The organism is Bacillus sp. FSL R5-0820, from assembly GCF_038593385.1.
GTDB lineage: Bacteria > Bacillota > Bacilli > Bacillales > Bacillaceae > Bacillus > Bacillus altitudinis.
The window spans coordinates 262220-276189 of record NZ_CP151991.1 but is presented as its reverse complement, the minus strand read 5'-3'; the positions used below and the strand labels follow the sequence as shown (position 1 = coordinate 276189).

At 43.1% G+C, this 13970-nt stretch carries 15 protein-coding genes; 5 read left to right on the top strand and 10 right to left on the bottom strand.

Annotated elements, in window-relative coordinates; genetic code table 11:
* Positions 1 to 40: 40 nt before the first annotated feature.
* Positions 41 to 1549, bottom strand: coding sequence for an AMP-binding protein (locus tag NST15_RS01540; RefSeq protein ID WP_249670441.1), 1509 nt, complete (start codon positions 1547 to 1549; stop codon positions 41 to 43).
* 262 nt (positions 1550 to 1811) lie between these two features.
* On the opposite strand from NST15_RS01540, the gene NST15_RS01535 reads away from it, so the two are divergent.
* Positions 1812 to 2249, top strand: a complete 438-nt coding sequence (locus NST15_RS01535; RefSeq protein WP_007498406.1) for a MarR family transcriptional regulator — start codon at positions 1812 to 1814, stop codon at positions 2247 to 2249.
* Between the two features lie 286 nt (positions 2250 to 2535).
* On the opposite strand, the gene NST15_RS01530 is transcribed toward NST15_RS01535, so the two are convergent.
* The 3 genes from NST15_RS01530 to NST15_RS01520 all read right to left on the bottom strand — a co-directional run bounded on the left by NST15_RS01530 (position 2536) and on the right by NST15_RS01520 (position 5723).
* On the bottom strand, positions 2536 to 3549 hold the full coding sequence (locus tag NST15_RS01530) for a quercetin 2,3-dioxygenase (protein WP_249670440.1): 1014 nt from the start codon (positions 3547 to 3549) through the stop codon (positions 2536 to 2538).
* An 80-nt stretch (positions 3550 to 3629) separates the two neighbouring features.
* Entirely contained in the window at positions 3630 to 4193 is a 564-nt protein-coding gene (locus tag NST15_RS01525; RefSeq protein ID WP_251186010.1) for a TetR/AcrR family transcriptional regulator, read from the bottom strand.
* A gap of 45 nt (positions 4194 to 4238) precedes the next feature.
* Positions 4239 to 5723, bottom strand: a complete 1485-nt coding sequence (locus NST15_RS01520; RefSeq protein ID WP_251186011.1) for an amidase — start codon at positions 5721 to 5723, stop codon at positions 4239 to 4241.
* A 188-nt stretch (positions 5724 to 5911) separates the two neighbouring features.
* Here NST15_RS01520 and NST15_RS01515 point away from each other — a divergent pair, with 188 nt between their 5' ends.
* A complete protein-coding gene (locus tag NST15_RS01515; protein ID WP_251186012.1) occupies positions 5912 to 7525 on the top strand; it encodes a S8 family serine peptidase in 1614 nt (537 codons plus the stop codon).
* 36 nt (positions 7526 to 7561) lie between these two features.
* Here the strand turns inward: NST15_RS01515 and NST15_RS01510 are convergent, their stop codons facing one another.
* Positions 7562 to 8098: a DUF402 domain-containing protein gene (locus tag NST15_RS01510; RefSeq protein ID WP_255233566.1), complete on the bottom strand. Its 537-nt coding sequence runs from the start codon at positions 8096 to 8098 to the stop codon at positions 7562 to 7564.
* Positions 8099 to 8212: 114 nt separating this feature from the next.
* Between NST15_RS01510 and NST15_RS01505 the strand changes: the two genes are divergently transcribed.
* Positions 8213 to 8419 carry a hypothetical protein gene (locus NST15_RS01505; RefSeq protein ID WP_060780722.1) on the top strand — a complete coding sequence of 69 codons (207 nt, stop codon included), beginning with the start codon at positions 8213 to 8215 and terminating at the stop codon, positions 8417 to 8419.
* Positions 8420 to 8478: 59 nt separating this feature from the next.
* On the opposite strand, the gene NST15_RS01500 is transcribed toward NST15_RS01505, so the two are convergent.
* Positions 8479 to 9015, bottom strand: coding sequence for a GNAT family N-acetyltransferase (locus NST15_RS01500; protein WP_008342165.1), 537 nt, complete (start codon positions 9013 to 9015; stop codon positions 8479 to 8481).
* Positions 9016 to 9226: 211 nt separating this feature from the next.
* Between NST15_RS01500 and NST15_RS01495 the strand changes: the two genes are divergently transcribed.
* Entirely contained in the window at positions 9227 to 10444 is a 1218-nt protein-coding gene (locus NST15_RS01495; protein WP_281215623.1) for a multidrug effflux MFS transporter, read from the top strand.
* A gap of 209 nt (positions 10445 to 10653) precedes the next feature.
* On the opposite strand, the gene NST15_RS01490 is transcribed toward NST15_RS01495, so the two are convergent.
* The 4 genes from NST15_RS01490 to NST15_RS01475 form a co-directional block, all read right to left on the bottom strand.
* Positions 10654 to 10824: a hypothetical protein gene (locus NST15_RS01490; protein WP_017360401.1), complete on the bottom strand. Its 171-nt coding sequence runs from the start codon at positions 10822 to 10824 to the stop codon at positions 10654 to 10656.
* Positions 10821 to 11408, bottom strand: a complete 588-nt coding sequence (locus NST15_RS01485) for a DUF1700 domain-containing protein (protein WP_017360400.1) — start codon at positions 11406 to 11408, stop codon at positions 10821 to 10823. Before NST15_RS01485 ends, NST15_RS01490 begins: the two co-directional genes overlap by 4 nt.
* Positions 11401 to 11718, bottom strand: coding sequence for a PadR family transcriptional regulator (locus NST15_RS01480; protein ID WP_017360399.1), 318 nt, complete (start codon positions 11716 to 11718; stop codon positions 11401 to 11403). The genes NST15_RS01485 and NST15_RS01480 overlap by 8 nt, the downstream gene beginning before the upstream one ends.
* 107 nt (positions 11719 to 11825) lie before the next feature.
* Entirely contained in the window at positions 11826 to 12656 is an 831-nt protein-coding gene (locus tag NST15_RS01475; RefSeq protein WP_025206673.1) for a YitT family protein, read from the bottom strand.
* 336 nt (positions 12657 to 12992) lie between these two features.
* Between NST15_RS01475 and mmuM the strand changes: the two genes are divergently transcribed.
* The gene (mmuM, locus tag NST15_RS01470) at positions 12993 to 13931 is read left to right on the top strand and encodes a homocysteine S-methyltransferase (RefSeq protein WP_035390584.1); all 939 of its coding nucleotides are present in this window, start codon (positions 12993 to 12995) and stop codon (positions 13929 to 13931) included.
* Positions 13932 to 13970 lie beyond the last annotated feature (39 nt).

Here is a 13970-nt window from a genome sequence, read left to right as displayed (position 1 = left end):
ACAAAAAAATCATTCAAATTTCATTATAGCAGAATAGGTCCTACGCATTCACAACCAATTCACGTAAATCTTTCTTCATGATTTTACCAAGTTTATTTTTTGGCAGATCCTGCGTGAAATGAATGGAAGGCACTTTGTAATCTGCTAAACGTTCCTTGCAGTAATTCAACACATCTTCTTCGCAGAAATCGACAGATTCGTCTTTTACGATATACGCACTTGGTACTTCACCATATAAGTCATCTGGTACCCCAATGACAGCAGATTCAATTACACCTGGAATTTGATCAATGACCTCTTCCACTTGGTCAGGATAAATATTATCCCCACCGTATAGAATCACATCTTTGTATCTCCCTGTGATGTAAAGAAAACCGTCTTCATCCAGATAGCCTGCATCCCCCATATGGAACCAGCCATCTTTGAGCACTTTCTCTGTCGCTTCAGGTTGATGATAGTAGCCTAAGAAATAAAATGGGCTTCTCATGACGACCTCGCCAATTTCTCCAGCTGGCAGCGCCTCCTCTGTCTCAGGATGCACGATTTTGACTTCTACATCCGGATCCACTTTACCAGCAGAGCCCATCTTATCCTCGCCCATCGCTGGATGCCACGCACTCACAACCCACGCTTCCGTACTTCCATAGCCATGCATCATCTGAATGCCTACTTCTTTGTAATCTTTAATTAAACGTACCGGTACCTTCGTACCGCCAGAAATTGCAATTTCAAAAGATGAGAGATCGTAAGAACCGCGCTTCATTTCTTCTAGCATGTACGTGTAAGCTGATGGGAAAGCCATCATAAACGTAATTCTTTCTTTCTCAATTGTTTCTAAAATGCGTTTCGGCGTTGCATCATGTAAGAAGACTAACGTATACCCTTCAATTGCAGCTGCAATTAGGTGATTAATTGAACTCATATGATACAGCGGATGACTTGCCAAGTACCGTTTTCCTTTCAGATCAAATCCTCGGTTCCCATGTCTTGTTAAAAATTGATAGATTCGCCCATGTCCGACCATACAGCCTTTTGGATTACCTGTTGTACCTGAAGTGAATAAAATCATGGCCAAATCCTCTTCTGATACCTGCTCAGCAAGATCACTTCCATCATTAGACGCCAATATGTCTTCAAACAGCTGTGTTGTTTTCGCATTGACACCAGATTCCACCATGAGACAATCTTCTAAAGACACATTCACTGCCGCAATGATGTCACGGAATTCACGGTCAAAAAATAAAGCTTTTGGCTCTGCTTTTTTCAAGATACCTTCTAGCTCAAAAGAGGTAAGCTGCCAGCTAAGCGGTACGGCGACTGCACCTGCTTTAATGGCTGCCAGCATAATCGTAGAAAAGTGATGATGGTTTTGACAAATAAAGCAAACCCGGTCACCTTTTCGAATTCCTTTACGATGTAAGTAATGCGCCAGCTGATCAATGCGTTTTGCATATTCTTCAAATGTATAAGACACACCTCCGCCAGTTACCGCTTCAATTTGTGAAGAGCGTTCCATTCTGTCGTTTAGTAATGCCTGTAAAGTATTCAATATCTTCATCTCCAAACGTTTGATGTCCAATAGCCAATTTCCAGAGAATTGGATTGGCAGATTTTATCTCATTCACATTCTAAAATAAAAAAAGGTGAAAGTAAAATCATTTCATTTTGGAATTGTTCCTTTTATTAATTGATAATATAGGTAATTTTATAGCCGTCTTCCATTTTGGTTTAAATGATGATGCTTATTATGATAAGATAGACCTAGTAATTGATCGGAAAATGCGAATGCAATAGGAAAAGAGGTATGGAGAATGCAACATTTCGAGCTAGAGGCAAGTTTGTTAGACCATGCACTGACAAAGTATTTAAAGGCGACGAAACGAATAGATGAAGAGAATATCCCCAAAAACGTCACGAATGTAAAAGGGTTTATTTTACGCATCATCTACCGCCATCAATCATGTACTGTGAAAAATATTCTGCAGGAAGTTTCATTATCTCCCTCCGCAACAACAACCGCTCTCAATCACTTAGAAGATGAAGGGCTAATTATCCGCTCTAGAAATAACAATGACCGCCGAACGGTATGGATTACACTCTCTGAATCAGGTGAACAAATCGCCAGACAAATGATCGACAATCGTCAGCTGCTTGTCAATCAACTGTTCAATCACCTATCAGAAGAAGATAAAAAAACATTTTTTGAATTAATCGAAAAAATGATGGACGAGCGCACATTAAAGGCTTAGGAATTATCCTAAGCCTCAGATTTTTGACAAAGGGCTAAAATGAACTTTATTTTAGCCCTTTGTTTTCTTTTAGCGTGATAGAAAACCTTTGGAGTCTAGGAAGGACGCGTACTGGCGCGGAGTGAATGTGACATTAATGAGCACCAGCACGCAGGACTGACACCGAATGCGAGGGTTCATGCATGTAAATAGGGATGCTGTTCCATAAGGGAAATAAAATAACCCGCCGATTGATTCGACAGGCTGTTTATTCAAATCTGTGTAACGCGTTACACAGCTATTTATCTTAGACAAACACCAAATCATACTGAGTAGAGGTCTCCCCACCCTCCATCATGTTCCCTTCCTGTATAAAATAAGGGCACATTCCTGGACTTTGTGCTTCTTCAAATTGTTCAAACACTTGCTCAATATAGCCAGGCAGCAGCAAAACCAACATTTTATTTGAATGAGACACGAATTCATACGAGTGAACGGTATTCGGAGGAATATAGGCAAAATCCCCCGGCATCAAGCAAATATTTTCTCCGTTTAACTGAAGATTTATTCTGCCTTCAACACAATAAAGTGCTTCTGTATGCATTTCATGATAATGCGAACGTAACCCTTTTCCCTTTGTCCCTTCAATCACAAAATAACTAAATCCGTCTCCTGTTGTTTCCGTTGTCGCAATCAGCTCATGAAGCTGACCTTCGACCATGTATTGCTTTCCTTCACCAGCCTCCAGCACATATGGCTGCACTGCGCGCGGGAGCTGACTATGAAACAAAACAGCTGGCTTGGTTGTATTGGATAGCTCCCTAATGCCGTGCATCAATATGATATCGCTTTCTTTTTCAGCCTGATGAAAGCTGTCTGCATCAAATGGGTGATCAGTCATCGGCCATTCATTCTGCAACAGCCTCTTTCCGATTTGCTGATAGACATCTGTCATTTGCCCGCCCAGTGTATAAGAAATAAACCGTGTTTTGTGACTATGCATTCTATAGCCATGAATTGTTTTGGGCGGAATATGAATATAATCACAGGCCGTCACCATATACTTTTTACCGTCCAGTATCACTTCCAGCTTCCCTTCCAGCACAAAGATGGTTTCAAATAGCGTCTCATGACAATGCAGCGGAAAGTAAGCACCTTTCCCACCTGTGATTAAGACAAGCTCAAACAGTTGATTTGTTTGATTTGCTTCTGCCAGCACATGTACAAGCTGATTCTCCAGGCCATACAGCTCCCCCGAACCAGACACGGTATAAAAAGAGGTACCTTCGGATTGCTTGATCGATTGTGGTTGCTCCGACATCCCATCACTCCTCATGACTAATTGACTATCTTTATTATATAGACCAATTGATATAATAGATAGGCAATATGCGAGAGATTTTACTCTTCTCGCATAAATAAGTGTCTAAGGTAACATTTTACGTGCTCTAAAGGAGTCGTTTGCTTTAATGCAGTGGTCATTGATAATCCGCCGATGACCATTGAATGAAGGAGAGATGCCCGCTCATTCGCTTTTGTTTCATCATATCCGCTATTCATCAGCTTTTCTTTGACAAGCTCTTGCCAGCGGATCATTTCTTGTTTGCATGCAGCATGAAGTTTTGTATGTTCAGGTTTTGACTCAGCCGCCAGTAAGACAATCGGTATCCCTCTTTCACTTTCTTGCTCCATAAAACCCCGAATAATATTTGTCATAAAATGATCGACGGCGACATATGGGTCATCAGAATAGGCAAAGCTTGCTTCAATTTGATCGATGACCCTTTGACTAATATATTCAACGGCTGCTATGGCCAGCTCTTCTTTTCCATTTGGAAAGTAATAATATAGAGATCCTTTCGGCGTGCCGCTCTCTCTAATGATTTGATTCAACCCTGTCGCATGATACCCCTGTTTACGTAAAAGAAGTGCGGCCGTTTGAATGATTTTGTCCTTCGTACTCACGTGTGACACTCCTTTCCTCCATAGACCAACGTCGATGCCATTGTATTATTGATTCAGTAATGGATGCGTTCCTTTCCATAATGAGGATGGTTCTATTTCTGACGCCAGTCTGAGCAGCCAGTCCTCTTTTCCTTTCGGTGCTGTCACCTGTACGCCTAAAGGCATGCCTGCTTCTGTGAGATGAACTGGCACACTCATAGATGGCTGGCCGGTTAGGTTAGCCAGCTGTGTAAATGGTGTGTAGGTCAAACTCTTGAGGAACATTTCATAAATCAGATCCTGCTGTGCTTGCATTGAAAGGGATGACACACGTAACAATGCAGCCATTTCTTGATCGTTATGCATCAGCTCGCCAACCTTTGGAGCCGAATAGGCAGTAGCTGGGGTCACATATAGATCGTAGGTTTGATGAAATGCAGCCATTTTTGCAGCGGCCATATCCCATGCATCAAGACTTTCTGTATAAGCAGCAGCTGTCACATTTTTTCCTGCTTCCGCCAGTACCCATGCCACAATATCTGTCTCCTCAGGCTTCACCGGACGCCCGAATGAACGAGCCAGAGAGGTAAATAAGGCAGACATTTCACCGCTGTTCATGACATAATACTGCTGCATCAGATGGACACCATCAATGTTCGGCTTCGCTTCCTCTATTTGATGCCCTTGTTCACTCAGCCATTTCACAGTGTTCAAGACTGCCTGCCTTGCTTCCTCACTAACCTTCGTGCCTACTGGAGAGTCTACACTGTAAGCAATTCGCATAGAAGAGGTTCGTTTCACCAAATCCTCCTGATAGCTGCCGTCATATAATGGCGTTTGGAACGCAGCCTCTGGCTGAATGACTTGAAGCAAATCAAGCAGGGCTGCACTGTCTCGAACTGTTTTTGTGAGCGTAAAGTCAATGGAAGCTCCTTGCCACTGCCTTCCTGCACCCGGGCCGACCGGTGTTCTCCCCCTTGTTGGCTTGAGTCCAAATAAACCAGTAAAGGATGCCGGAATCCGAATAGACCCTCCGCCATCACTCGCTCCACCCGCCGGTACGATGCCGCTTGCCACAGCTGCTGCCGTCCCGCCGCTTGAACCGCCCGGAGAATAGTCAGCATTCCAAGGGTTTCTCGTCGGACCATATAAAAAGGGTTCTGTCACATTTCGCAATCCGAATTCAGGTGTGTTCGTATGACCGATCATGAGGAGCCCAGCCTGCTTCAATCGACGGACAAAGTGGGAATCTGTTTGCGCCTTTACATCCTTTAACAGCAAAGCACCCGCCGTCAAAGGTTCATGTTCCAGCCCCTGCGATATATTTTTCAACACAAACGGAACACCAGCAAACGGCTGATCCGCATCTAGTGACTTCATGTCTTTGAACACTTGATCTCGCCTTGTCTGAATCACCGCATTTAGTACTGGATTCACTTCTTCCAATCTAGTAAATGCAGCTTGTACAAGCTCTTCGGGCGTGACCTGCTTTTTCTGCACAAGTGATGCCAGTCCCGTCGCATCATACGTCATATACTCTTTTATATTCATCGGCATGTCCTTCTTTCTCATATTATGATCTCTCTATTGTCTACTAGAATTCTATGAAATTCAATTTCGGGATACGTGTGAAAAAAACTTTCTTTCTAGACTATGATTCTTCTAACCATCCATCTTATTTCTCCGATATAATAAAGAAAAAAAGACGGAGGTCACCTCATATGCAAGGAGCCATTGCCTTGAAAAAGAAAATCGTCGTGGTCATCGCGTTTCTTCTTGCTTTGACAACTGCTTTGCCCTTCCATTCGCAGGCAGCTGCACCACCAAAAGAAACAGATGTCATCATCGTCTATAAAAATCAAAAAGGAAAACAAACAGCTATTCAAGAAAGTGAAAAAGTGAACGCTCAATACATACATCTTCCAGCTGTAGCAGTGACAGCAGATGAGCAAGCTGTCACCTCACTTAAAAAAGACCCGAACATCGCTTATGTTTCAAAAAACGTTAGGGTCAAACTCGCTGCTTCTACCGTGAAAAAAACGGCTGCTGCTACTGGTCAGGATGCTTTGGTACAAAAATCTTATAACTTGCAGAAGCTCAATGTAAAGCAAGCAATCAAAGAAGGTGTGACAGGGAAAAATGTGAAAGTAGCCGTTCTCGATACTGGCATTTTCCCACATGAAGATTTAAAGGTGGCCGGTGGTAAATCATTCGTCGATTACACGTCTTCTTACAAAGACGATGAAGGACATGGAACACATGTCGCCGGTACAATTGGGGCGCTTAACAATGATTACGGTACGGTCGGTGTTGCTTCTGGTGTGAAGCTGTATGCTGTAAAAGTATTAGATAAAAAAGGAGAGGGCGACTTATACAGTCTGCTCCGAGGCATTGATTGGGCGATTAGCAATAAGATGGACATCATCAATCTAAGTCTAGGTTTTGAAGATAACATTCCGATTTTACGTTCAGCAGTTGATGAAGCATACAAAAAAGGACTGCTGGTCGTTGCTGCAAGTGGAAATGATGGAAAGAAGAATGGTATTAGCTATCCTGCCGCATACAATAGTGTCATTGCTGTTTCCGCAACGACTGACAAAGACAAACTCGCCTCCATCTCTAATACGGGGAAAGGAATTGAATTTTCCGCTCCCGGCGAGAACGTCATCAGTACCTATTTGAAAAATGAATATTGGTATGCTACGGGTACATCACAAGCGGCACCACATGTCACAGGGATGCTGGCGCTGTTAAAACAGCTACATCCTAAGAAAACAAATGTTCAGCTCCGTACTTTATTGCGCAGCTATACAGTGGATCTTGGCGCAAAAGGAAAAGATCCACAATTCGGCTATGGCCGCGTGCAATATGTGCCGCAGTCAACCTTTTTAAAAGCTGCGACAAGCGCAGTCAAGACAGCCGAAACATCTAAAAAACAGACAGATGTTGATCAAGCCAAAACGAAAATTGGCAGACTCACTGCCAGCAAGCAAAAAACCGCACTCACTGACCGAGTCAAAAAAGTCCAAACAGCCATTGATATTCGTGACGCACGAGCGAAGGTCAAATCAGCTGAAAAAAATAAAACCCAAGGCTCGATTAAAAGTGCCCAAACGGCCATTAAAAAGCTATCCAAAGGCAAAGAAAAAACAAGCCTGCAAAACCGGCTCGACAAAGTCAAAAAACAAGTCGCCTATCAAAAGAAAGTGACAGATGCCAAACAAAAAGTCAAAAAAGCCGAAGCCAAACGAACAAAGAAAACAAAAGCAACCGCTCAAAGTGCGGTCAAACAACTAAAAGCATCTAAAACAAAAACTGATTTACAAAAACGAATCAACCGGATCAAGGTTTGATAAAAAACGATTCCTTGCTGAAAGGAATCGTTTTTTCTATTTCAACATCTTCTGAAACAAGGTGTGAGGATATTTCCCTTTCGCATCCAGCCTCACTTGATCGAGAATGTGCGCTAACGAATGGATGACATCATGTAGTGCTCGTTGAACAGAGCCGTGTTCAAAGGAAGCTAAACTCTCCGGCAGTTCATCTTCATCCAAAACAAAGAAATCACCATTCGGAAGAACGAGTAGATCAATCAATAAATCTTCAAAAACAACCGCCCGTTCTTCAAATCGCGTATGTCTGACGATATTCAAATAAGAGCCAAGTTCATTGCCTTGATCATCCCGCCAAAAATAGACATTATAAGGCCGGTCCGTCCAATAATAGGCGGTCGTATAACTCCCTTTTGAAATCGTGACAGTGCCATCACCAGCAACCATTGTAAATGGTTCTTGAATTTTATGAAACAATACGACTTGCTGCTCCTGTGCGTCTAACAGCTGACATGTATGTTCCACAACCTGATCATCGTATTTGATTTTTCTCTCGATTACGTCATCCCAAGAATTTGCATATAGCGGAAACAATCGGTCACAACCCCTTCTGCATCTACTTCTTATTCTAGTATACACTGCTTTCTTTTGAAGAAATAAAGGTTCACTGCTGCTGCCTATGGAAGACATATGGTGAGGTGAAAACAAATGAACGGAATCACAATCATCGAAACCGTAGCAGAACTCGGACAAATCATCTTGGTTTTTTGTGGCTATGCCCTTTACTGGCGGCTTGTGAAAACGAAAAGAGATCGAAAGCTGACCCCTTATGAACATGTGTTGAAATTCTTTGTCATGTTCGGGTTAATCTCATGGTGCTTATCATACATGGCACTGAACGTATGGGTGTCATGAGAAAAAGGAAGAGTCCCGTCCATGCAGGACATACTCTTCCTCTTCTTATTCGATGTATGTTATGAGCCAGCCGGCTGTTCTTTTTTAATCACATACTGATAGCTCTTCACATGCGTCCCATTTTGATTCACAAATTCTTTATCAAGTGCCCGTTCAAAGCCCATTCTTTCATATAAACGAATGGCGGCCTGCATTTTATCCGACGTATGAAGGTACAGGACGTTCTCGCCCCACGATTGCGTTAGTTCTATACTTTTACGCAACAATGACTCTGCAATGCCTTTTCCTCTCACATCAGGATCTACCCCTAAAAACCGGACAATCGCTGAAGTAATGCCCATCTCCGGCTTGTCATATGCCTGTTCTGATGATCGAAACATTTGAAGGGTTCCCACGACCTTGCCCTCAAGCTCGGCCACAAGCATCAACTCCATGTTTGGGTTATCTACAGCCGCTCGCAGCGCTGCAGAATAATTTTGCCAGCCTTCCTCTGTAAATTGAGGCTCATACTGTGCGTATGATTTGATCAGCACATGTGTGATCGCCTCATGATCTTCACTCACCGCTTGACGAATGATCAACTCTTGTTGCTCCATGCCAGCACCTCCTGTTTGTCTATGAATGGATATACGTATCATGCAATCACTGCATGCCGATGATCTGATTCTTTTCTCTACTCATTCAATGTAAAGAGTCTCCTTCGAAAGATCAATGATTTTGCACGAAAACTTCTTTGAAAATTTTGATTGAAATGGAAAGCTTGATTCATTATGCTGATTTGAGGACGTATACGAGGAGTGGCATCATATGAATTCTTTATCTTATCCCCAAGAATCGAAAAAAAATCGATTCCTCCTTGCCGCGCTTCTTGGCTCTTTAACAGCCCTTGCACCGCTGGCAATGGATATGTATTTACCTGCTTTACCTAATATCGCCCGTGACTTTGAAGCAAGCACGGCGCTGTCTCAGTTAAGTCTCATGGCTTGTTTGATTGGACTTGCGCTTGGACAGCTGATTGCAGGTCCAATCAGTGATACAGTCGGCAGAAGAAAGCCGCTAATGGTTGGATTAATCATTTTTATTGCGGCATCTCTTTTATGCATAGTGGTCACATCAATTTGGACATTCATTCTTTTAAGGCTGATTCAAGGACTTGCTGGTTCAGCAGGCATTGTCATTGCACGAGCCATCGTGCGAGATCATTATGAAGGCTCAGAAATGACGAAATTCTTTGCTTTGCTCATGTTAGTCAACGGAGTGGCTCCAGCAGCGGCACCGATCGTGGGCGGACAAATGTTACGGTTCACGACGTGGCAGGGTGTGTTTGTTCTGCTAGGAATCCTCGGGGCGCTCATGCTCCTAAGATCGATGTTTTCATTGAAAGAAAGTTTACCTGTGGAACGTAGACAGACTGGGGGCTTCAAACAGATCCTAGGTGCGATGAAAATTCTAGCGAGCGATCGACTCTTTGTCGGATATGCTCTCTCACAAGGGCTTGTCTTCGCCGCTATGTTTGCGTATATCTCTGGGTCACCGTTTGTGCTGCAGGAGATTTTCAACCTTTCTCCGCAGGGCTTTAGCGCTGCCTTTGCGGTGAATAGTCTTGGCATCATCACAGCCGGACAAGTATTCGCCCGCGTTGCTGCGAAAATTGGTGAGGAGAAAGTCCTTCGCATCGGGCTGCTGACAGCTGCTTTAGGAGGCGTCACCTTGTGTGTGATGATCTCTATTGATGCAGGATTGTATGGCATTCTCATTCCGCTCTTTTTTGTGGTCTCAAGCGTTGGGATTGTCGGCACCTCTGCACCATCTCTTGCGATGCAGCATCACGGCGCACATGCTGGAAGTGCCGCTGCCCTCATCGGTGTGGCGCAAATGCTGCTAGGCGCTTGCATGACACCCCTTGTCGGCTTAGCTGGAAGCCAGACTGCCTTTCCCATGGGGCTGATTATTATGCTCTGTGACCTTGGCGCACTCTGCTGTTATTTTTTCTTTGTTGCCAGAGCGAAAAAAAGACCCGCATAAGCGGGTAGCAGATTGTTGACAAAGGGCTAAAATGAACTTTATTTTGGCTCTTTGTCTTCTTTTCAGCGTGATAGAAAACCTTTGCAGCCCTAGGAAGGACGAGCATCGGCGCGGAGCGAATTTGACATTCGTGAGCACCGAAGCGCAGGACTGACACCGAATGCGAGGGTTTGTCTACACGCTGAGACCCGCATAAGCGGGTCTTTCATTTATGGCTTGCTCCAATTGATCGTGCGGAACACATTGTACTGGTCATTATTTTGATATGCATCTAGGTCAAAGCCTGAAAGTCCAAAACCAATTGCCATGACAATTCCTCCGGCAACGGTGAAGATGATCCCCCATTTGATGCATTGCTTTTTTAAATCATTCACGTTCATACTCTCACGACCTTCTTTTTAAACATTCCCATGAATGCCTTAGTGGTTTGAACAGTCCCTTGCACAAATAGCTTTGTTAAATACGCCGTGGCTATGCCGCTTAATAATCCGACACCTAATAGAAGAATCCCAACTCCGATCTGCGTCACCACCACATGCAAACCATCCTGAAAAATAAATGGAGAACCAATGATACTCCAAAAACCACCGAGCAAACCAACTAGCGTCATTGTACCTGTCACGAGTGGAACGCACCAAATCACCATATACACAGAAAGAATTAGCAGGAAGACTGCTGCTAGAATACTGCCCCATAAAGGAAAGCCCAAAATGAGGATGGAGAGTCTTGTGGCTTTTTCTCCAAACGTCGGCACCTGAACGGTTTTGATTCCTTGTTCCTTCATAATCCCTTCAGCGATGATGGCAGGCTGACCGACTTGATGAACTGCCTCCTGTTCACTGTAGCCATCTTCCTGATAATCCTCGATCATTTCATCGTAATACTCGATGAACCGATCACTTTCTTTTTCGCCTAGACGATGCAGATGCTTCTCCAAGCTGGCTAAAAATTCTTTTTTATTCATTGCTCTGTCCTCCAGAAATAAAGTCGTAAATCGCCATCACTTGATCCCATTCCGCTAAAAATTGCGCGATATGCTCCCGTCCGTTCTTTGTCATCCGGTAGTATTTTCTTAATCGACTGTTATGTTCCTGTGAATAGGTCTCCACATAATTGTTTTGCTCTAACCGCTTTAATATCGGATATAATGTCGATTCTGAAATCTCAATACAATGGGACATATCTTTAATCATTTGATAACCATAGGAATCGCTTTTCTTTAATACCGCCAGTACACAGAATTCCAGTAATCCTTTTTTTAGTTGTGCATTCATGTTTACAACTCCTAACTATTTATACTATACAATACATAGTATGATGTGACAAGAGGTATTTATTTTGTAAAAGCATAAAAAAAAGACCCCCACAGGGCCTTTCACTTTTATATATTCACAAATCCTTCTCCAAACACATCACGCACGTCATGGACAACAACGAATGCGTCTCGATCAATTTTCTTAATGATTTTCTTTAAACGCATTAGCTCCTGTTTTTGAATGACCGCATAGAGAATTTCCTTCGATTCCTTCGAATAATGACCGCGACCGTTTAAAATGGTCACGCCTCGATCCAAGGTATGATTGATTTCTTCGGCAATATCATCTTTGCATGAAGAAATAATCGTCACTGCTTTTTTCGTGTTAAGCCCTTCTATGACGAAATCCATCACCTTAGTCGCCACATACAGCATCACAATCGTAAACATTAATTTTTCCGCACCAATAATAAAGTAAGAAGCAAAAACAACGATCAGATCAAAGAACAAGATGGCGTAGCTCACGTTCCAGTCTAGATACTTATTCGCAATTCGGCCAAGAATGGCAGATCCCGCTGTTGTACCGCCCGCTCTTAAAACAAGACCAATGCCAATACCAATGATGATCCCTGCGAAAATAGAACCAATGATCAATTCATGGACATTCACCACCCATGTAGTGGTCAAATGTAAAAATAGAGAGTTACTTGCGACAGCTACCACTGTGTAGATCGTGGTCTTCTTGTCCAAGTATTTATACCCCACAAGTAATAAAATCGCATTCAACACAAGGTTTGTCAGCCATGGCGCAATCTCAAACATATAGTAGAAAATGATGGACAGCCCCGTTACGCCACCTTCACCAAACTCAAGTGGAATGACAAACATGTTCACAGCTGCAGCAAATAAAAAAGAACCAACGAGAATCATTGCAATATCTTTTACACATTTTTTCAATTTCTTCTTTCCTCCTTTTTTAAGCATATAAAAAACCCTCTTTCTGCACGAAAGAAGACAGTCGTTGGACAAAATAAAAATCAAAAGACGGCGCCTTTTGATGAAGCTTTCTGAAATGAACCTTTCCATAATATATATCTCTTTTTAGAGGCTGTCAATGACTTGGTTTTCTATTATTTCAACTGTATGTTTATGCACTCAAACCCGCATGTTATCAGGGTTTTCCCGTCATGTGATGCTTATTCCTCTCCTTGACAAAAACACTTTAGTCATTTAAACTACTGCCTCATATCATATCCATTATTTCCGATCGACAAAGGAGGCTGTTTGATTTATATGAATCCTATTCAAAGCCGTTTACAGGCTCACACACCATTGATTTTAGATGGTGCACTTGCAACGGAGCTTGAACGAAAGGGCTGTGATTTAAACGACAGTTTATGGTCAGCCAAAATCCTCATTGAACAGCCAGAATTGATTCAGCAAGTACACTTGGACTACTTCCAAGCAGGTGCTGACTGTGCAACAACAGCCAGCTACCAAACGACAATTGATGGCTTTGCTGAAAAAGGCTATACAAAAGAAGAAGCCATCGAATTAATGAAACGATCTGTCATTTTAGCAAAAGAAGCATGTGAGCAGTTTTGGCAGGATGAGACACAACGTAAAGAGCGGACAAAACCATTTGTCGCTGGATCTGTGGGGCCCTTCGGCGCTTATTTGTCTGACGGTTCAGAATATAAGGGGAATTACGGACTCACAGAGCAGGCGCTCATTGATTTTCACAGACCAAGAATTCAAGCATTGGTAGAGGCTGGTGCAGATATTCTCGCTTGTGAAACCATCCCTTGTCTCATTGAAGCGATCGCCATCGCTAAACTGCTGGAGGATGAGTTCAGCGGTGTATATGCGTGGATTACATTTAGTGCAAAAGATGGTCAGCACATTAGTGAAGGAGATTTACTTAGAGACTGTGTACAAGCACTCGAGCCATATGAGCAAATCGCTGCTGTTGGCGTAAACTGTACACCGCCGCAATATATGTCTTCTCTTATTCAGGAGATGAAAAAAGGGACGAGCAAACCGATTGTCGTGTATCCGAACTCAGGGGAATTATATGATCCTGAAGAAAAGGTTTGGAGCGGCGATACGTCTCACCATACATTTGGTGAATGTGCGCAGCAATGGTATAAAGACGGCGCACAAATCATCGGCGGCTGCTGCCGGACGACACCAGAGGATATTACCGATATCTTAAAACAGGCAACATCGTAGCATCATGACTCAACACACATACTTTTAAGCAAAAGGGCG